Origin of the sequence: Pseudomonas grimontii (genome assembly GCF_007858185.1) — a bacterium.
GTDB classification, from domain to species: Bacteria; Pseudomonadota; Gammaproteobacteria; order Pseudomonadales; family Pseudomonadaceae; genus Aquipseudomonas; species Aquipseudomonas grimontii.
Map to the genome: position 1 here is coordinate 44,175 of NZ_VFES01000011.1, position 18,169 is coordinate 62,343.

General features: G+C 61.1%; 13 protein-coding genes. 7 read left to right on the forward strand and 6 right to left on the reverse strand.

Annotated features, from left to right (window positions below; all coding sequences use genetic code 11):
- Window positions 1–11: 11 nt before the first annotated feature.
- From xdhA to guaD, 4 genes are all read left to right on the forward strand, one after another.
- Complete coding sequence (xdhA, locus tag FIV39_RS17800) at window positions 12–1,460, forward strand: xanthine dehydrogenase small subunit (protein WP_090400306.1); 1,449 nt, start codon at window positions 12–14, stop codon at window positions 1,458–1,460.
- A complete protein-coding gene (gene xdhB / locus FIV39_RS17805; RefSeq protein ID WP_090400308.1) occupies window positions 1,453–3,852 on the forward strand; it encodes a xanthine dehydrogenase molybdopterin binding subunit in 2,400 nt (799 codons plus the stop codon). Before xdhA ends, xdhB begins: the two co-directional genes overlap by 8 nt.
- A gap of 118 nt (window positions 3,853–3,970) precedes the next feature.
- The gene (gene xdhC / locus FIV39_RS17810; protein WP_090400310.1) at window positions 3,971–4,813 is read left to right on the forward strand and encodes a xanthine dehydrogenase accessory protein XdhC; all 843 of its coding nucleotides are present in this window, start codon (window positions 3,971–3,973) and stop codon (window positions 4,811–4,813) included.
- A gap of 7 nt (window positions 4,814–4,820) precedes the next feature.
- Entirely contained in the window at window positions 4,821–6,125 is a 1,305-nt protein-coding gene (gene guaD / locus FIV39_RS17815; RefSeq protein WP_090400312.1) for a guanine deaminase, read from the forward strand.
- A 138-nt stretch (window positions 6,126–6,263) separates the two neighbouring features.
- Here guaD and FIV39_RS17820 read toward each other — a convergent pair whose 3' ends face one another.
- Entirely contained in the window at window positions 6,264–7,028 is a 765-nt protein-coding gene (locus tag FIV39_RS17820) for a GntR family transcriptional regulator (RefSeq protein WP_015885332.1), read from the reverse strand.
- Between the two features lie 245 nt (window positions 7,029–7,273).
- On the opposite strand from FIV39_RS17820, the gene FIV39_RS17825 reads away from it, so the two are divergent.
- Entirely contained in the window at window positions 7,274–8,461 is a 1,188-nt protein-coding gene (locus tag FIV39_RS17825; RefSeq protein WP_090400315.1) for a benzoate/H(+) symporter BenE family transporter, read from the forward strand.
- Window positions 8,462–8,549: 88 nt separating this feature from the next.
- On the opposite strand, the gene FIV39_RS17830 is transcribed toward FIV39_RS17825, so the two are convergent.
- Complete coding sequence (locus FIV39_RS17830; RefSeq protein WP_090400317.1) at window positions 8,550–8,894, reverse strand: YggL family protein; 345 nt, start codon at window positions 8,892–8,894, stop codon at window positions 8,550–8,552.
- Between the two features lie 237 nt (window positions 8,895–9,131).
- On the opposite strand from FIV39_RS17830, the gene dacB reads away from it, so the two are divergent.
- Window positions 9,132–10,592, forward strand: coding sequence for a D-alanyl-D-alanine carboxypeptidase/D-alanyl-D-alanine endopeptidase (dacB, locus tag FIV39_RS17835; protein ID WP_090400319.1), 1,461 nt, complete (start codon window positions 9,132–9,134; stop codon window positions 10,590–10,592).
- Between the two features lie 64 nt (window positions 10,593–10,656).
- On the opposite strand, the gene FIV39_RS17840 is transcribed toward dacB, so the two are convergent.
- Window positions 10,657–13,056: a sensor domain-containing diguanylate cyclase gene (locus FIV39_RS17840; RefSeq protein WP_146371574.1), complete on the reverse strand. Its 2,400-nt coding sequence runs from the start codon at window positions 13,054–13,056 to the stop codon at window positions 10,657–10,659.
- A 140-nt stretch (window positions 13,057–13,196) separates the two neighbouring features.
- Window positions 13,197–15,461, reverse strand: a complete 2,265-nt coding sequence (rlmKL, locus tag FIV39_RS17845) for a bifunctional 23S rRNA (guanine(2069)-N(7))-methyltransferase RlmK/23S rRNA (guanine(2445)-N(2))-methyltransferase RlmL (RefSeq protein WP_090400323.1) — start codon at window positions 15,459–15,461, stop codon at window positions 13,197–13,199.
- Window positions 15,462–15,993: 532 nt separating this feature from the next.
- Between rlmKL and rmf the strand changes: the two genes are divergently transcribed.
- On the forward strand, window positions 15,994–16,209 hold the full coding sequence (rmf, locus tag FIV39_RS17850) for a ribosome modulation factor (RefSeq protein ID WP_002553055.1): 216 nt from the start codon (window positions 15,994–15,996) through the stop codon (window positions 16,207–16,209).
- Window positions 16,210–16,369: 160 nt separating this feature from the next.
- On the opposite strand, the gene FIV39_RS17855 is transcribed toward rmf, so the two are convergent.
- Together FIV39_RS17855 and FIV39_RS17860 are read right to left on the reverse strand one after the other, a co-directional pair.
- Complete coding sequence (locus FIV39_RS17855) at window positions 16,370–17,392, reverse strand: quinone-dependent dihydroorotate dehydrogenase (protein WP_090400325.1); 1,023 nt, start codon at window positions 17,390–17,392, stop codon at window positions 16,370–16,372.
- A gap of 252 nt (window positions 17,393–17,644) precedes the next feature.
- A complete protein-coding gene (locus FIV39_RS17860; RefSeq protein WP_090400327.1) occupies window positions 17,645–18,043 on the reverse strand; it encodes a winged helix-turn-helix domain-containing protein in 399 nt (132 codons plus the stop codon).
- Window positions 18,044–18,169: the final 126 nt, after the last annotated feature.

The window sequence follows — 18,169 nt, forward strand, 5'->3', positions numbered from 1 at the left end:
CGAGGCCTTCCGTGATCCAGTTTTTACTTAACCAGGAACTCCGTAGCGAGCACGCCCTGGACCCCAACCTGACCGTGCTCAACTATCTGCGCGAGCATGTGGGCAAACCCGGTACCAAGGAAGGCTGCGCCAGCGGCGACTGCGGTGCGTGCACTGTGGTAGTCGGCGAGTTGCACACCGACCCTCAGGGTGTTGAGCAGATCCGTTATCGCAGCCTCAATTCCTGCCTGACGTTTGTCTCCTCACTGCACGGCAAACAACTGATCAGCGTCGAAGACCTCAAGCACCAAGGCCAACTGCACAGCGTGCAACAGGCCATGGTGGAGTGCCACGGTTCGCAATGCGGCTTTTGCACCCCGGGTTTTGTAATGTCGTTGTTCGCCCTGCAAAAGAACAGCGACGCTCCCGACCGCCAAAAGGCCCACGAAGCCCTGGCCGGCAACCTGTGCCGCTGCACCGGTTATCGGCCGATTCTGGCCGCCGCCGAGCAGGCCTGTTGCAACAAACCGGTGGACCAGTTCGACAGCCGCCAGGCCGAGACCATCGCCCGCCTCAAAGCCATCGCGCCGACCCAAACCGGTGAACTCAACAGCGGCGACAAACGCTGCCTGGTGCCACTCACCGTGGCCGACCTGGCCGACCTCTATGACGCCTACCCGCAAGCCCGCCTGCTGGCCGGCGGCACCGACCTGGCGCTGGAAGTTACGCAGTTTCACCGCACCCTGCCGGTGATGATCTATGTCGGCAATATTGAAGAGATGAAGCGCATCGAGTCCTTCGATGACCGCCTGGAAATCGGCGCCGCCACTGCCCTCTCCGACTGCTACACCGCGCTGCACCACGAATACCCGGACTTCGGCGACCTGCTGCACCGCTTCGCCTCCCTGCAAATCCGCAACCAGGGCACCTTGGGCGGCAATATCGGCAACGCCTCGCCGATTGGTGATTCGCCGCCGCTGCTGATCGCCCTCGGCGCGCAGATCGTGCTGTGCAAAGGCAACGTGCGCCGTACGTTGGCGCTGGAAGACTACTTCATCGACTACCGCGTCACCGCTCGCCAGGACAGCGAATTCATCGAGAAAATCATCGTACCCAAAGGCCATGCGCTGTTCCGCGCGTACAAGGTGTCCAAGCGCTTGGACGACGATATTTCCGCGGTGTGTGCGGCGTTCAACCTGAAGATCAACAACGGTGTGATCAGTGAGGCCCGCATTGCGTTCGGCGGTATGGCCGCCACGCCAAAACGCGCGAAAAACTGCGAAGCCGTGTTGGTCGGTGCCACCTGGAGCGCCGCCACCGTCGAGAAAGCCTGCGCCGCCCTCGCCGAGGATTTCACCCCGCTCTCGGACTTCCGCGCCAGCAAGGAATACCGCCTGCTCAGCGCACAAAACCTGCTGCGCAAATACTTCATCGAACTGCAAACGCCGCACATCGAGACTCGGGTGACCGCTTATGTCTAACCATCACGCCGTGGAAAAAACCCAGGCCGAACTGGCCGCGCTGTTTGCCCAGGACTTGACCTCCGGGGTCGGCCGCAGCGTCAAGCATGACAGCGCCTCCAAGCACGTATCCGGTGAAGCGCAGTACATCGATGACCGCCTGGAATTCCCCAACCAGTTGCACCTGTATGCGCGCATGTCCGACCGCGCCCACGCTCGGATCATCAGCATCGACACCGCGCCCTGCTACGCCTTCGACGGTGTGCGCATCGTCATCACCCACGAAGACGTACCGGGCCTGAAAGACATCGGTCCATTGATGCCCGGCGACCCCTTGCTGGCAATCGACACGGTGCAGTTTGTCGGCCAGGTCGTTTTGGCCGTGGCCGCCCGCGACCTGGAAACCGCCCGCAAGGCCGCGATGGCCGCCGTGATCGAATACGAAGACCTGGAGCCCGTGCTGGATGTGGTCGAGGCCTTTCGCAACAAGCATTTCGTGCTCGATAGCCACACCCACCAACGCGGTGATTCGGCCGGCGCGCTGGCGACCGCCAAGCACCGCATCCAGGGCACGCTGCATATCGGCGGCCAGGAACACTTCTACCTGGAAACCCAGATCTCATCGGTGATGCCCACCGAAGACGGCGGCATGATCGTCTATTGCTCCACGCAAAACCCCACCGAAGTGCAGAAGCTGGTGGCCGAAGTACTCGACGTATCGATTAACAAGATCGTCGTCGATATGCGCCGCATGGGCGGCGGTTTTGGCGGCAAGGAAACCCAGGCCGCCAGCCCGGCGTGCCTGTGCGCGGTGGTGGCGCGCCTTACCGGCCAACCAACCAAGATGCGCCTGCCGCGCGTCGAAGACATGCTGATGACCGGCAAGCGCCACCCCTTCTATATCGAATACGACGTGGGCTTCGACGACAGCGGTCGCCTGCACGGGATCAATCTGGAGCTGGCCGGTAACTGCGGCTGCTCGCCGGACCTGTCCAACTCGATTGTCGACCGCGCCATGTTCCATGCCGACAACGCGTACTACCTGGGCGACGCCACGGTCAACGGCCATCGCTGCAAGACCAACACCGCGTCCAACACCGCCTATCGCGGCTTCGGTGGCCCACAAGGCATGGTCGCCATCGAGGAAGTGATGGACGCCATCGCCCGCCATCTGGCGCTGGACCCGTTGGCGGTGCGCAAGGCCAATTACTACGGCATGACCGAGCGCAACGTCACCCACTACTACCAGACCGTCGAGCACAACATGCTCGAAGAAATGACCGCTGAACTTGAAGCCAGCAGCCAATACGCCGAGCGCCGCGAAGCGATCCGCCTGTACAACGCCCACAGCCCGATCCTGAAAAAAGGCCTCGCGCTGACGCCGGTGAAATTCGGGATCTCGTTCACAGCGAGCTTCCTGAACCAAGCGGGCGCGCTGATCCATATCTACACCGACGGCAGCATCCATCTGAACCACGGCGGCACCGAAATGGGCCAGGGCTTGAACACCAAAGTCGCCCAAGTGGTGGCCGAAGTGTTCCAGGTGGACATCGACCGCGTGCAAATCACCGCCACCAACACCGACAAGGTGCCGAACACCTCGCCGACCGCCGCCTCCAGCGGTGCGGACCTGAACGGCAAGGCCGCCCAGAACGCCGCCGAAACCATCAAGCAACGCCTGGCGGAATTCGCCGCGCGCAAATACGACGTGAGCGAAGCGGATGTGGAATTCCACAACGGCCATGTGCGCGTGCGCGACCAGATCCTGCCCTTCGAGGCGTTGATCCAGCAGGCGTACTTCGCCCAGGTCTCGCTGTCGAGCACCGGCTTCTACAAGACCCCGAAAATCTTCTACGACCGCAGCCAGGCGCGCGGTCGGCCGTTCTACTACTTCGCCTTCGGCGCGGCCTGCTGTGAAGTGATCGTCGACACCCTGACCGGCGAATACAAGATGCTGCGCACCGACATCCTCCACGACGTGGGCGCCTCACTGAACCCGGCCATCGACATCGGCCAGGTGGAAGGTGGCTTTATCCAGGGCATGGGCTGGCTGACCATGGAAGAGTTGGTGTGGAACAACAAGGGCAAGCTAGAGACCTGCGGCCCGGCCAGCTACAAGATCCCGGCGGTGGCCGACATGCCGCTGGACCTGCGCGTGAAGCTGGTGGAAAACCGCAAGAACCCGGAAGACACGGTGTTCCATTCCAAAGCCGTGGGCGAGCCACCGTTCATGCTCGGGATTGCCTCGTGGTGCGCGATCAAGGATGCGGTGGCAAGCCTGGGTGACTATCGCCATCAGCCCAAGATCGATGCGCCGGCGACACCGGAGCGGGTGTTGTGGGGGTGTGAGCAGATGCGGCAGTTGCAGGCGGTTGTGCCTGTTGAAACCGAAACCGAGATGGCTTCGCTCTAGACCGAGGCGCTGCCATCGGGGGCAAGCCCCCTCCCACATTTGACGGTATTCACAGATCAAAATGTGGGAGGGGGGCTTGCTCCCGATAGCGGCCTGACAGACACCACAAGAGGTGACTATGAACAACTGGATCAGCGCCCTCGCCGACCTGCAAAACCAAGGCGAACCCTGCGTACTGGTGACCATCATCGAAGAGCTTGGCTCCACACCGCGCAATGCCGGTTCGAAGATGGTGATCAGCGCCGCGCAGACCTTCGACACCATCGGTGGCGGCCACCTGGAATACAAGGCCATGCAGATCGCCCGCGACATGCTCGTGCGCGGCCAGCAGAACACCCACCTGGAGCGCTTCAGCCTCGGCGCGAGCCTGGGCCAGTGCTGCGGTGGCGTCACCGTGCTGCTGTTCGAACCCATGGGCCAGGTGCAGGCGCAGATTGCGGTGTTCGGCGCAGGCCACGTCGGCCGCGCGCTGGTGCCGTTGCTGGCGAGCCTGCCGTGTCGGGTGCGCTGGATCGATTCGCGCGAGCAGGAGTTTCCGGAACATATCCCCCAGGGCGTGCGTAAAATCGTCAGCGAAGAGCCGGTGGACGAAATTGCCGACCTGCCGGTGGGCAGTTACTGCATCGTCATGACCCACAATCACGCGCTGGATCTGGAACTGACCGCCGCCCTGCTCAAGCGCAATGACTTCGCCTACTTCGGCCTGATCGGCTCCAAGACCAAACGCGTCAAGTTCGAACACCGCCTGCGCGATCGCGGCTTCGACGCCGCGCAGTTGCAACGCATGCGTTGCCCCATGGGCCTCACCGAGGTGAAGGGCAAGTTACCGGTGGAGATCGCCATCTCCATCGCCGGCGAAATCATCGCCACCTATAACGCCAATTTCGGCCAGCACACCGCGAGCGCCGAACCCATTGCCAAGTTACTGCCGGTGTCACGCCGCAGCCAAGCCACGAATTGAGATAACCATGCCTTTGACTCGCAAAGCCTACCGTGCCGCCATCCTGCACAGCATCGCCGACCCCGCTGAAGTGGGAATCGAAGCGTCTTATGAGTATTTCGAAGACGGTCTGCTGGTCATCGATAACGGCCGGATCAGCGCCGTCGGCCATGCTGGCGACCTGCTGCCGACCCTGCCGGCCGACATCGAAGTCACCCATTACCAGGACGCGCTGATCACCCCAGGCCTGATCGACACCCATATCCACCTGCCGCAAACCGGCATGGTCGGCGCGTATGGCGAGCAGTTGCTGGACTGGCTCAACACCTACACCTTCCCGTGCGAAAGCCAGTTCGCCGACAAGGCCCACGCAGATGAAGTCGCGGACATTTTCATCAAGGAACTGCTGCGCAACGGCACCACCACCGCGCTGGTGTTCGGCAGCGTGCATCCGCAGTCGGTGAACGCTTTCTTTGAAGCGGCGGAAAAACTCGACCTGCGCATGATCGCCGGCAAAGTGATGATGGATCGCAATGCGCCGGATTATCTGACCGACACGCCGGAATCCGGCTACCAGGAAAGCAAGGCGCTGATCGAGCGCTGGCACGGCAAGGGTCGCCTGCACTATGCGGTCACACCGCGTTTTGCCCCGACCAGCACGCCTGAGCAACTGGCGCTGGCCGGGCAACTGCTGGGCGAGTACCCGGACCTGTACATGCAGACGCACATCAGCGAGAACAAGCAGGAAATCGAGTGGGTGAAGGCGCTATTCCCGGAGCGAAACGGCTACCTGGATGTGTACGACCACTACAAGCTGCTGGGCGAGCGCTCGGTGTTCGCCCACGGCGTGCACCTGTGTGACGACGAATGCGCGCGGTTGGCGGAGACGGGGTCGGCGGTGGCGTTCTGCCCGACGTCGAACCTCTTCCTAGGCAGCGGCCTGTTCAACCTGCCGATGGCCGAGAAGCATAAGTTGAACGTGGGCCTGGGCACGGACGTGGGCGGCGGCACCAGTTTCTCGCTGCTGCAAACGTTGAACGAAGCGTACAAAGTCATGCAGTTGCAGGGCGCGCGGTTGAGCCCGTTCAAGTCCCTGTACCTGGCGACCCTGGGCGGCGCGCGGGCGCTGCGTCTGGAAGACAGGATCGGCACGTTGCAGCCGGGTACCGATGCCGACTTCCTGGTGCTGGATTACAACGCCACGCCGCTGCTCAGCTATCGGTTGAAGCAGGCGAATAACATTGCCGAGACGTTGTTTGTGTTGATGACGCTGGGGGATGATCGGACGGTGTTGCAGACGTATGCGGCCGGCCAACGGGTGCACCAACGCTGATCTCTAACGCCACACACAACCAAATGTGGAAGGGGGCTTGCTCCCGATGGCAGTGGTTCAGTTAGTCATGTGTTAACTGATCCACCGCTATCGGGGGCAAGCCCCCTCCCACCTTTTGTCCCGGGTGAGCCGGGGAAATTACAGCTTTATCGAGGAACGCCCCGGCTTCTTGGTCTGCAGCAAATGCGAGAACACCGCATGCAAATCGTCCGACGCACTTTCCTCGTCGAGGTTGAGCTTGCTGTCGATGTGATCCATGTGATGCATCATCAAGTTCACCGCCAGCGCCGCGTCCCGTGCTTCGATCGCATCGATCAGTTGGGTGTGCTCATCGTAGGAGCAGTGCGAGCGGTTGCCGCTTTCGTACTGGGCGATGATCAGCGAGGTCTGGGACACCAGGCTGCGCTGGAAGCTGATCAGCGGCGCGTTCTTCGCCGCTTCGGCCAGCTTGAGATGGAATTCGCCGGAGAGGCGGATGCCCGCACCGCGATCACCGCGGGAGAAGCTGTCGCGCTCGTCGTTGACCATCTGGCGCAGTTCCGCCAGTTGCTCGGCGGTGGCGTGCTGCACCGCCAACTCGGTGATCGCCCGCTCTACCAGGCGTCGCGCCAGGAACACCTGGCGGGCTTCTTCCACGCTTGGGCTCGCCACCACCGCGCCACGATTGGGCCGCAGCAACACCACGCCTTCATGGGCCAGGCGCGACAGGGCGCGGCGAATGATGGTGCGGCTCACGCCGAAGATTTCGCCCAGTGCCTCTTCGCTCAATTTGGTACCGGGTGCCAGGCGCTGCTCGAGGATCGCCTCGAAGATATGCGCATAGACGATATCGTCCTGGGTTCCGCTGCGACCGGCCTTGCCGGCTCGCGGTTGTTTCTTGAGAGGTTGCAACTGTTCGTTCATGGGCACTCGGGTCGGGAGAACGGCGGCGAATTAACGGTAATACGGCAACTTTAAGGTAATACGGCAACACTGGGTCGCTGGCAAGTATCACCTAAAAACACGGCACATTGTACACAACCGACTGCGCCAACACACTGTACGGCTGTTTGCGGCCTCGGCTGTATTGCAATGAGTCGTTACGTTTGAGTTTAGGCTTGAATCTGCGCCATCACCGGCAAACACCCAGGTAAAAGGAACACCTTTCCATGACCGACGCCACCCAAGCGCCCTTGCGCCCGCTGGCCGACACTTCTGCGTCGGCCGTCGTCGCCGGCTTTATCGCCATGATGACCGGCTACACCAGCTCCCTGGTCCTGATGTTCCAGGCCGGCCAGGCTGCCGGCTTGACCACGGCGCAGATTTCTTCGTGGATCTGGGCAATTTCCATCGGCATGGCGGTGTGCAGCATCGGCCTGTCCCTGCGCTATCGCACGCCAATCACCATTGCCTGGTCCACCCCCGGCGCCGCGCTGTTGATCACCAGCCTGGACGGTGTGAGTTATGGCGAGGCTATCGGCGCCTACATCACCTGTGCAGTGCTGGTGACGCTCTGCGGGCTCACCGGCAGCTTTGAAAAACTGGTCAAGCGTATTCCTGCGTCGTTGGCGGCAGCGTTGCTGGCGGGGATCCTGTTCAAGATCGGCAGCGAGATTTTCGTCGCCGCGCAGCATCGCACCGGCCTGGTACTGGGGATGTTTTTCACCTACCTGATCATCAAGCGCCTGTCGCCACGTTATGCGGTGCTGGCCGCGCTGGTGATCGGCACCCTGTTGTCGGGACTGATGGGCTTGCTGGACTTCAGCGGCTTCCACCTGGAAGTGGCGACGCCGGTGTGGACGACGCCGCACTTCTCGCTGGCGGCGACCATCAGCATCGGGATTCCGCTGTTCGTGGTGGCGATGACCTCGCAGAACATGCCCGGCGTCGCGGTACTGCGGGCCGATGGCTATAACGTGCCGGCCTCGCCCCTGATCACCACCACCGGCCTGGCCTCGCTGGTGCTGGCGCCATTCGGCTCCCACGGTATCAACCTGGCGGCGATCAGCGCAGCCATCTGCACCGGCCCCCACGCCCACGAAGACCGCAATAAACGCTACACCGCCGCCGTATGGTGCGGGGTGTTCTACGGCATCGCCGGGGTGTTCGGAGCGACGCTGGCAGCATTGTTCGCAGCCCTGCCCAAGGAGCTGGTGCTGTCGATTGCGGCCTTGGCCTTGTTTGGCTCGATCATCAATGGCTTGAGTATCGCCATGAATGAGCCGAAGGAACGGGAAGCGGCGCTGATCACCTTTATGGTCACCGCGTCAGGCTTGACGTTGTTTTCCATCGGGTCGGCGTTCTGGGGGATTGTGGCGGGGGTGTTGACGCTGCTGATTCTGAACTGGCGGAAGTGAGGATTAGCTTCAAGCTTCAAGCTTCAAGCTTCAAGCTTCAAGCTTCAAGCCACATGAGCTTGCGGCTTGAAGCTTGTAACTTACCGCTTCAATTCTTGGAATTGATCGGCTTTTCCGGATACCACACGTCCAGCAGCGGGCTGACTTCAGCCTTGGTCAGCTCGGAACGGGTTTTCAGCCAGGCTTCGACAGCAGCGCGCTGCTCTTCGGAGACCGAGCCACGCTTCTGCAGGCAAACCAGACCGTAGTCATCGCCGCCGACATAGCCCAGACCGTTGGCTTCCATGGCTTCTTTGATGAATGCTTCGAGGAAAGCGTCGATAGCTTCTTCACTCAGGCCTTCTTTGAAGTCCAGGTTCAGTTCGAAACCCAGCTCTTGAAATTCATCAACGCACAGTTTTTTGCGCAGACGCTGGGAACGGTTAGTCGCCATTGGAACAATCCTCATAAGTAATAACGGGCGGCACTTTAGCAGTTTAAGGCGACGATTGCCCGACTCTCTGGGACAGGCGGCAGTTTGCCGTTAAAAAAACGCTGATTACCAGCTATCGTTCAGCTACAAGTGCCTTCACCTTGGGGCATAATGCCGACACTTTCATGACCATTGAGGGAATTTTCCTATTTACCCCTCGCCTTTTTCACCCTCCTCAGCAGTAGGGTTTTACTTCTTATGATCAAATCTTTGCGTCCATTGTTACTCGCCGGTTTTCTCCTGCCACTGGCCTTTTCCACTTCCGCTGCCCCGATCAATAACACCCTGCCCCCGAACGTCCAGCAGGCGCTCGCCAAGGCCAAGCTGCAAAACACTGCGCTGTCCCTGGTGATGATCCCGCTGAACGGCCCCGGCACCCCCACGGTATTCAACGCCGACGTCTCGGTAAACCCGGCTTCCACCATGAAGCTGGTCACCACCTATGCGGCCCTGGAAATGCTCGGCCCCAACCACCAGTGGAAAACCGAGTTCTACACCGACGGCACCCTCAGCGGTGGCGTGTTGCACGGCAACCTGTACCTCAAGGGCGGCGGCGACCCCAAGCTGAATATGGAAAAACTCTGGCTGCTGATGCGCGACCTGCGGGCCAATGGCGTGCAGCAAGTCACCGGCGACCTGGTGCTGGACCGCAGTTTCTTCAACCAACCGCAGTTGCCGGAATTCAATGATGATGGCAACGACGAGAACAAACCGTTCCTGGTCAAGCCCGACGCCCTGCTGGTCAACCTCAAGGCCCTGCGCTTTGTGACCCGCAACGACTCGGGCCGCGTGCTCGTATCGGTCGAGCCGCCGATTGCCAGCATCCGTATCGACAACCAGGTCAAGGCCTCCAACGCCAAGCAGTGCACCGGCGACGTACGCTACAACCCGGTCACAGGCGCCGATGGCAGTATGACGATCACCGTCAGCGGCCAATTGGCCGATGGCTGCAGTTCGCAAACCTACCTGTCGCTGCTGGACCACGCCACCTACACCGCCGGCGCCGTACGGGCGATCTGGCAGGAACTGGGCGGCAGCATCCAGGGCCGCGATATTCAGGCGCCGGTGCCCAAGGATGCCAAAGTGCTGGCCCGCGCGTTTTCGCCGGACCTGGCGGAAATCATCCGTGACATCAACAAATACAGTAACAACACCATGGCCCAGCAGTTGTTCCTGAGCCTGGGCGCACAGTTCCGCAACGATGCCGACGGCGACGATGCCAAGGCCGCGCAACGTGTGGTGCGCCAGTGGCTGGCGAAGAAAGGCATCACCGCGCCACACCTGGTGATGGAGAACGGTTCGGGCCTGTCCCGTGCCGAACGGGTCAGCGCCCGCGAGATGGCGGCCATGCTCCAAGCCGCCTGGAAAAGCCCCTACGCGGCGGAATACATCAGCTCGATGCCGATCGCCGGCACCGACGGCACTATGCGCAAACGCCTGAAGACCACCGCCATGCGTGGCGAAGCCCACGTCAAGACCGGTACCTTGAACACCGTGCGCGCCATTGCCGGGTTCAGCCGCGACAACAACGGCAACACCTGGGCGGTAGTGGCGATCCTCAACGATCCGAAGCCGTGGGGCGCGTCGTCGGTGCTCGATCAGGTGCTGCTGGACCTGTACCGCCAGCCTAAATTGGCAGCGGCGGCTCCCGTCCTCTAAACACACCGCAATCCCCTTGTGGGAGGGGGCTTGCTCCCTCCCACATTGGACCCTGTGTCGGCCCTCAAGCCCGCACCCTCTCCGCCTCCACCCGGTCCCTGCCCGCTTGCTTGGCTACATACACCGCCGAGTCGGCGCGCAACAGCAGCCCATCGATGCCTTCATCCGCCCGCCAGCTGGCCACGCCAAAGCTGGCAGTGACGATGCCCACCGGCTCCATCGGCAGGCTACGCAGCGACTGCCACAACTCCACCGCCAGGCCATAAGCCTGCTCGCCATTGGTGTTGGGGCACAGCACCATAAACTCCTCGCCTCCCAGGCGGCAGAACACATCGGTACGGCGCAGACGCTGACTGATGCGCTTGCACAACTCCTGCAACACCCCGTCGCCAACCGCATGCCCATGCTGGTCGTTGATACGCTTGAAGTGATCGATATCGAGCATGATCACCGACAGTGCCCCGCTGGTCCGATTGAGCCTGGCCATCTCGGCCCTGAGGCGGTCCTGGAAATAGCGACGGTTGTGAATCCCGGTCAGGGAATCTGTGATGGACAGCGCGCGCAGTTCCTCTTCAACCCGCTTCAAATCGGAAATGTCCGACACATAGCCATGCCACAGCGTACCGCCCCCCGGTAACTCTTCCGGAGTGGCCTCGCCGCGAATCCAGCGCAAACCCCGTTGCGGCAACTGCACCCGGTACTCTTCGCGCCAGTGGCTCAACTGCAACGCCGACAGACGAATAGAGGTCCGCACCCGGTCCGCGTCCAGCGGGTGGATTCGCTCGAATACCTTCTTCGCATCCTGCTGCAATACCCCTGTTTCAATCTCATAAATGTCGCGCATACCATCGCTGGCGTAGATAAACCGCCAGTTGTCCTGGGGTTCCAGGGTGAACTGGAAGATCCCGCCAGGCACATGGGCGCTGAGTTTCTTGAGCAGGCGATCGCGTACCGCCAGCGCTTCGTAGGCCCGTTTCTGCTCGGTGATGTCCAGATAGATCGCCAAGTGCCCGATCCACAAACCGTGATCATCCAGTAGCACAGTGGCCAGCATGTTCACGGTCAACGGGCTGCCATCCTGGCGCACCAAGGTCCACTCGCGAGCTTCATGCAGGTTGTCGGGGCTCTCCACCAGCATCGCCTGGCCGGCAGGAATACGCTTGCCCAGGGTCACGCTCAAGCTGGCGGAACGTGCTTCCAGTTCCAGCGCCAGGTGCAGGCTTTCCAGAGTCAATTTGCCTACCACCTGCTCGGACTTGAACCCAAGCATCTGTTCGGCACCGGCGTTGAAGGTGTTGATGACGCCGCGCAGGTCGGTGGCAATGATGGCGACCTGGGTGGCCGCATTCAGCACGCTGCGCAATTGGCCGTGGGCACCGCGCAACTCCTGCTCACGCAGACGCAACTGCGCCGTGCGCTGCTCCACCAGTATCAAGGCACGCTGACGCTGGCTGACCAGCACATAGAGCAAGGCGCTGAGTAACAGGCTGAGCAACCCACCCATGGTCAGGATGCTGGTCAGCGAGGAATGGTTGGCCTGGTCGAACACTTGGCTCGGTCGCAGGGTCAGGGCATAGACATGGTCACCCAACGTCAGGCGGCGCGCAGCTAGCAGGTCACTCTCGGCCACCGCATTGCTGGACTCGTAGAGCACGCGGTTTTGCAGGTCGGAGGTATCGACAATCTGCATCACCAGGGTGTCCCGTCCCGGCTTGGGCAAGCCATCGGCGACCAACTGGCGCATGCTGATCACCGCCATCACGTAGCCATGAAGCTCATTCCGGGATTGTTCGTAGGTGGGCAGGCGACTGACCGGCGCGACCAGCAACACCCCAGTCGCGTAGGCAGGCTCGACACCTACCAGTTGCATGGGTTGGGACACCGCCAGCTTGCCGCTCTTTTGCGCACGCTCAAGGGCCGAGCGCCGCAGCGGCTGGGCCAGCAGATCAAACCCCAGGGGCGAGCCCAGCAGACTTTGAGTCTGGGTATAGAGCACCGGGACGTATTCATCACGCTCGGGCGCCGGGGCCAGTTCTCCAGCGCTGTTTAACTCACGGATGACAAAGGGTACTCCACGCTGGCGGGACACCTCTTGTTCAAACTGGCTGCGCTGTTCGCGAAACACGCGGGGTGCCCAGGAGTAGGCCCGAGCGCGCAACAACAATGGCTGGGCAAACCCATCGAACTCTTCGCGGGACACCTCACCGGAGTTGACGAAGAACCGCCGCAGGCTGTTCAGGCGTTGTTCCTGATCCTCGAAGCGTTCCTGCAAGCGGGTATAACGCTCGTTGACCAGCAACTGAAAGCGCTGGCGTACCTGTTGCTGATAGAGGTCGGAGGCAGCCCAGGCGACGATAGCCGTCAGCGCAAAACCCGCCAATAACACCACCGATGCCACCAGCCAAGCCGACGCCTGTTCACTGATAAAGCCTAGGATTTTCGGGCGAACAGCTTGCGACGGCATAGGCAACACTCACAACGCCAGCCTGCGGGGGGGCCACTTTGGTTAGGCCCTAAGTTATAGCCATCGGCCATGAGTTTGACCAGCGTAAAAAAGCCGCAAGCCGGGAATAATCCAGGCTTGCGGCTTTTTTGTGGCGGTGATCAGCGAGCCATGATTTTCCACGCCCGGTGGATCTTCGCATTACGCGCAAAATCCGGATCGATGGTCTTGTCGCTGATTTCCTCGACCGCATAGCGTTCGCTGAGGTTGTCCTCCAGCTGGAACTTGCGGAAATTGTTCGAGAAGTACAGCACGCCGCCCGGTGCCAGGCGCGCCATGGCCAGGTCGAGCAACTGCACGTGGTCCCGCTGGACGTCGAAGATGCCTTCCATGCGCTTGGAGTTGGAGAAGGTCGGCGGATCGATGAAGATCATGTCGAACTCATCGCGGCTGGCGTCCAGCCAGGCCATCACGTCACCCTGCTCCAGGCGGTTCTTGTCGGAGAAACCGTTGAGCGAGAAGTTGCGACGGGCCCAGTCCAGGTAAGTCTTGGACAAGTCGACGCTGGTGGTGCTGCGCGCGCCGCCCTTGGCTGCATGCACACTGGCCGTGGCGGTGTAGCAATACAGGTTGAGGAAACGCTTGCCGGCCGCTTCCTTTTGGATGCGCATGCGCATCGGACGGTGATCGAGGAACAGACCGGTGTCCAGGTAGTCGGTGAGGTTGACCAGCAGCTTCACGCCGCCTTCGCTGACCTCGGTGAACTTGCCCTGGGCGCTCTGGCGCTCGTACTGCTTGGTACCGCTCTGGCGCTCGCGACGCTTGACCACCACGCGGCTCTTGTCGATGTTCAGTGCCTGGGGAATGGCGGCCAGGGCATCGAACATGCGTGCCGAGGCTTTTTCCGGGTCGATGGACTTCGGCGCAGCGTATTCCTGGACGTGGACCCAATCATGGTAAAGGTCGATGGCCATGGAGTATTCGGGCATATCGGCGTCGTACACGCGGTAGCAATCCACGCCTTCACGCTTGGCCCACTTGCCCAATTGCTTGAGGTTCTTTTGCAGGCGGTTGGCGAACATCTGTCCGCCCTCGCTCAGGCGCGCCTGCTCGACCACAGGGGCCGGGGCTGGCTTGATCGGGTTGCCGTTCTTGTTGTACTGGCGCTCTTGTGGCTCGGTCGGGGCCTGGTCGTAAACGGCCTGCTCACGTTCAGCCTGGCGCTGTTCCGGGGTACGACGCTCGCCGGTGACGAACTGATCCGGGTTGACCTTGATCAGCAGCAATTTGCACGGCAGCGCGCCGTTCCAGAACGAATACTGCTTGTGGCTGCGAATACCCATGCGCTTGCCCAGGTCCGGCGCGCCGGTGAACACCGCCGCTTCCCAGCCCATGCAAGCCTGACGCAGACGCTCGCCGAGGTTCTGGTAGAGGTACAACAGGCTGGCTTCGTCACCCAGACGCTCGCCGTAGGGCGGGTTGCAGATCACCAGGCCTTTCTGGTTCTGGTCCGGGCGAGGCTCGAAGGTGCCGACTTCGCCCTGGTACACCTTGATCCAGTGGCTGAGACCGGCGCGCTCGATGTTGTTGCGTGCAGGCTGGATCAGGCGCGGGTCGGCTTCGTAGCCCCGCACCCACAACGGCGGTTTGTTCATGCCAATGGCCGCGCGTTCAGTGGCCTCGGCGTGCAGCTTCTTCCACAACGCCGGGACGTGACCGAGCCAGGTGGTGAAGCCCCACAACTCGCGATTCAGGTTAGGTGCCATGTCGGCGGCAATCATTGCGCCTTCCACCAGGAAGGTGCCCACGCCGCACATCGGGTCAGTCAGCGCGCCGCCTTCGGCAGCAATACGCGGCCAGCCGGCGCGAATCAGGATCGCCGCTGCCAGGTTTTCCTTCAACGGCGCGGCGCCCTGCTGCAGGCGGTAGCCGCGCTGGTGCAGGCTGTGGCCGGACAGGTCGAGGGACAGGATGGCTTCGCCACGGTCCAGGCGCAGGTGGATGCGCAGGTCCGGGTTGATCTTGTCGATGGACGGACGTTCGCCGGTCGGGGTGCGCAGCTTGTCGACGATCGCATCCTTGACCTTCAGCGCACCGAAGTGGGTGTTGTCGATGCCCGAACCGTGACCGCTGAATTCCACTGCCAGGGTACCGTCAGAGACCATGTGATCGGCCCATTCAATATCCAGCACGCCGTGGTAGAGGTCTTCGGCGTCCTTCATCGGGAAGCGCTTGAGCACCAGCAACACACGGTTGGCCAGACGCGACCAGAGGCACAGGCGGTAGGCGGTTTCCATGTCGGCCATGCCGCGCACGGCCGAAGTGTGCTCGCGGGCTTCCTCAAGGCCAAGCCCGACGGCTTCCTCGATCAGCAGGCCTTCGAGGCCCTTGGGGCAGGTGAGGAAGAGTTCAAAACGGTCCGACATGGGGCATTCCAGGCTTTTCAGCAATAAATGAACGGGCGACGCATCGCCGGCTCGGTTTTCAAGCAAGCACTTTTCTTGAAGAGTGCTCGCGTGGCACGAATGTGCCGTTCCACCCCGTCTGACGGGCCTTAGGGCCTTTATTGACGGGGCAGAAAAAGAATTTTCAGCAACAAAAAGAAATATCCCGACCCTTCGTCGAATAATAACCGACAGCAACAGAAGGACATTCTCACTAAAGGATTAAACCCATCCTCTTTGCAGGGTGCATCATAGCTGGCTTTGCCCAACAAATGGGGCGAAAAGCCATCCCAGCTTATGGCTATAGCATCGTTATCGTTACGTGCTTATGACAAAACGATCATTGAATCCATGTGACCTATTGGTTAGAACTCAACACAGGTTGGCGCCGTAATGACGCCGACACTTAGGCTCGCCACGCCGGCAGCGAGCCCACCAACGGCAGAAAAACTCTGCCCGGCCTCAGACGAGGCCGAAGGATATCAAGACAGTCAACAAGTGAGGGAAACACCCTATGAGAAGACTTAAGCGTGATCCGTTGGAAAGAGCATTTTTACGCGGATATCAATATGGCGTTCATGGCAAATCCCGTGAGCTTTGCCCATTTACTCTACCGTCGGTACGCCAAGCCTGGATCAACGGCTGGCGAGAAGGACGCGGCGACAACTGGGACGGTATGACTGGCACTGCGGGAATCCACAGACTCAACGAACTTCACGCCGTCGGCTAATCAAGGGCATTTAATTCCGACACCACCACGAATATGTAATGACTTAACCACGCACGCCCTATCCAGGCGGCGGGCTTCGGCCCAGGGGCTCCTTTTAAGGAGCCCTTTTTTATTGGCATGAAAATAATGAGCACTACCGTAGGAGCGAGCTTGCTCGCTCCTACACGCGCAATGCCGCAATCGCATCCACTGACTGGCGGATCAGCGCCGGGCCTTTATAAATAAAGCCAGAGTACAACTGCACCAGGCTCGCACCCGCAGCGATCTTCTCGGCTGCATGCTTGCCTTCGGTGATGCCGCCCACCGCGATGATCGGCAAACGCCCGGCCAGCTCTGCGGCCAGCACCTTGACGATATGGGTGCTCTGGTCACGCACCGGCGCGCCCGACAGACCACCCGCTTCATCGCCATGGGCCAAGCCCTCGACGCCCACACGGCTGAGGGTGGTGTTGGTCGCAATCACCGCGTCCATGCCCGAATCCACCAGGGCCTGGGCCACCAGCACGGTTTCTTCGTCGCTCATGTCCGGGGCAATCTTGATTGCCAGCGGCACGCGCTTGCCATGGCGCACGGCCAGGTCTTCCTGGCGCTGGCGCAGGGCTTCGAGCAGTTGCTTGAGCGAATCGCCGAACTGCAGGCTGCGCAGGCCTGGGGTGTTGGGCGAACTGACGTTGACGGTGACATAGCTGGCGTGGGCGTAGACCTTGTCCAGGCAGATCAGGTAGTCATCCACCGCGCGCTCGACCGGTGTGTCAAAGTTCTTGCCGATATTGATGCCCAGGATGCCCGTGTACTTTGCGGCCTCGACACGCGACAGCAGATGGTCGACGCCCAGGTTGTTGAACCCCATGCGATTGATGATCGCCTCGGCGTCCGGCAGGCGGAAGATACGCGGCTTGGGGTTGCCCGGTTGCGGTCGCGGCGTCACGGTGCCGATCTCCACAAACCCGAAACCCAGCTGCGCGAAGCCATCGATGGCCGCACCGTTCTTGTCCAGGCCGGCGGCCAGTCCGACCGGGTTGGGGAAGTGGAGCCCCATCACCGACACCGGCATTTTTGCCGGCGCCTTGCATACCAGGCCATTGAGCCCCAGACGGCCACCGGCGCCGATCAGGTCCAGGGACAGATCGTGGGAGGTTTCCGGGGAAAGTTTGAACAACAGCTGGCGGGCCAGGGTATACATGGGCAGGCTAGACTCGGATGGCGGCGAAAGGTGGCAGCGATTATAGCCGGGGTGACAGGGTGCACGCGAGGCGTGCCGCCTAAACGTCAGCAGCGTTGCTGTACCGGGGCCTCGTAACGTGCCCGGATTTTTCTGCGTAGTACAAAGGCCCCTGCCGCCACCTAGGTAGCGGCAGGCGGTTTCCTACCAGCGATAGGCCATTGTCTGGTCGCCACTCCTCACCTGGTCAGGCAACAGTAACCTGCGCAGAACTTAGCCATGACTGACTTGGCCACAGGCCGAACACACATGCTGCACGGCATCCATCGGCCCGGGCCCATGCCGCTCGACCTTCACCGGGCATGTAAAACGATACCCCCGACCATAGATGGTCTTGATAAACCCCTTGTCAGCGCCAAGATACTTGCGTAACGAGTAAATACAACGGGTCAGCGACTCCTCGGCGACCTCCCCCTGGGGCCAGGCCAACTCCAGCAAACGATCCTTGGTCATCAGTACACCGCCAGAAACAAGCAGCAGCCGCAAAACATGCAGCTCCTTAGGTGGCAACTGAACATCGCGGCCTTCGCCGGTCAGGCGACCATCGCCATGCAGCGTCCACTGGGAAAAAAGCAGGAAAGTCGCCGTCAACCCATCATTTACGACGACCATATCGACCTCGGCATCCGACTACTGACATTGAAATCCTTATTTCCAGTACTGGCTTTTACGCCAAGGGCACGACTATAAAAAACCACCGTGCAGCCCACGCTAGGAGAAAACTCATACAACCAGCGC

What these genes read in the sequence shown, in the direction of transcription:
- xdhB (WP_090400308.1), top strand. Translation starts at nt 1,453, where the DNA reads ATGTCTAACCATCACGCCGTGGAAAAAACCCAGGCCGAACTGGCCGCG.
- xdhC (WP_090400310.1), top strand. Translation starts at nt 3,971, where the DNA reads ATGAACAACTGGATCAGCGCCCTCGCCGACCTGCAAAACCAAGGCGAA.
- guaD (WP_090400312.1), top strand. Translation starts at nt 4,821, where the DNA reads ATGCCTTTGACTCGCAAAGCCTACCGTGCCGCCATCCTGCACAGCATC.
- FIV39_RS17820 (WP_015885332.1), bottom strand. Translation starts at nt 7,028, where the DNA reads ATGAACGAACAGTTGCAACCTCTCAAGAAACAACCGCGAGCCGGCAAG.
- FIV39_RS17825 (WP_090400315.1), top strand. Translation starts at nt 7,274, where the DNA reads ATGACCGACGCCACCCAAGCGCCCTTGCGCCCGCTGGCCGACACTTCT.
- FIV39_RS17830 (WP_090400317.1), bottom strand. Translation starts at nt 8,894, where the DNA reads ATGGCGACTAACCGTTCCCAGCGTCTGCGCAAAAAACTGTGCGTTGAT.
- dacB (WP_090400319.1), top strand. Translation starts at nt 9,132, where the DNA reads ATGATCAAATCTTTGCGTCCATTGTTACTCGCCGGTTTTCTCCTGCCA.
- FIV39_RS17840 (WP_146371574.1), bottom strand. Translation starts at nt 13,056, where the DNA reads ATGCCGTCGCAAGCTGTTCGCCCGAAAATCCTAGGCTTTATCAGTGAA.
- rlmKL (WP_090400323.1), bottom strand. Translation starts at nt 15,461, where the DNA reads ATGTCGGACCGTTTTGAACTCTTCCTCACCTGCCCCAAGGGCCTCGAA.
- rmf (WP_002553055.1), top strand. Translation starts at nt 15,994, where the DNA reads ATGAGAAGACTTAAGCGTGATCCGTTGGAAAGAGCATTTTTACGCGGA.
- FIV39_RS17855 (WP_090400325.1), bottom strand. Translation starts at nt 17,392, where the DNA reads ATGTATACCCTGGCCCGCCAGCTGTTGTTCAAACTTTCCCCGGAAACC.
- FIV39_RS17860 (WP_090400327.1), bottom strand. Translation starts at nt 18,043, where the DNA reads ATGGTCGTCGTAAATGATGGGTTGACGGCGACTTTCCTGCTTTTTTCC.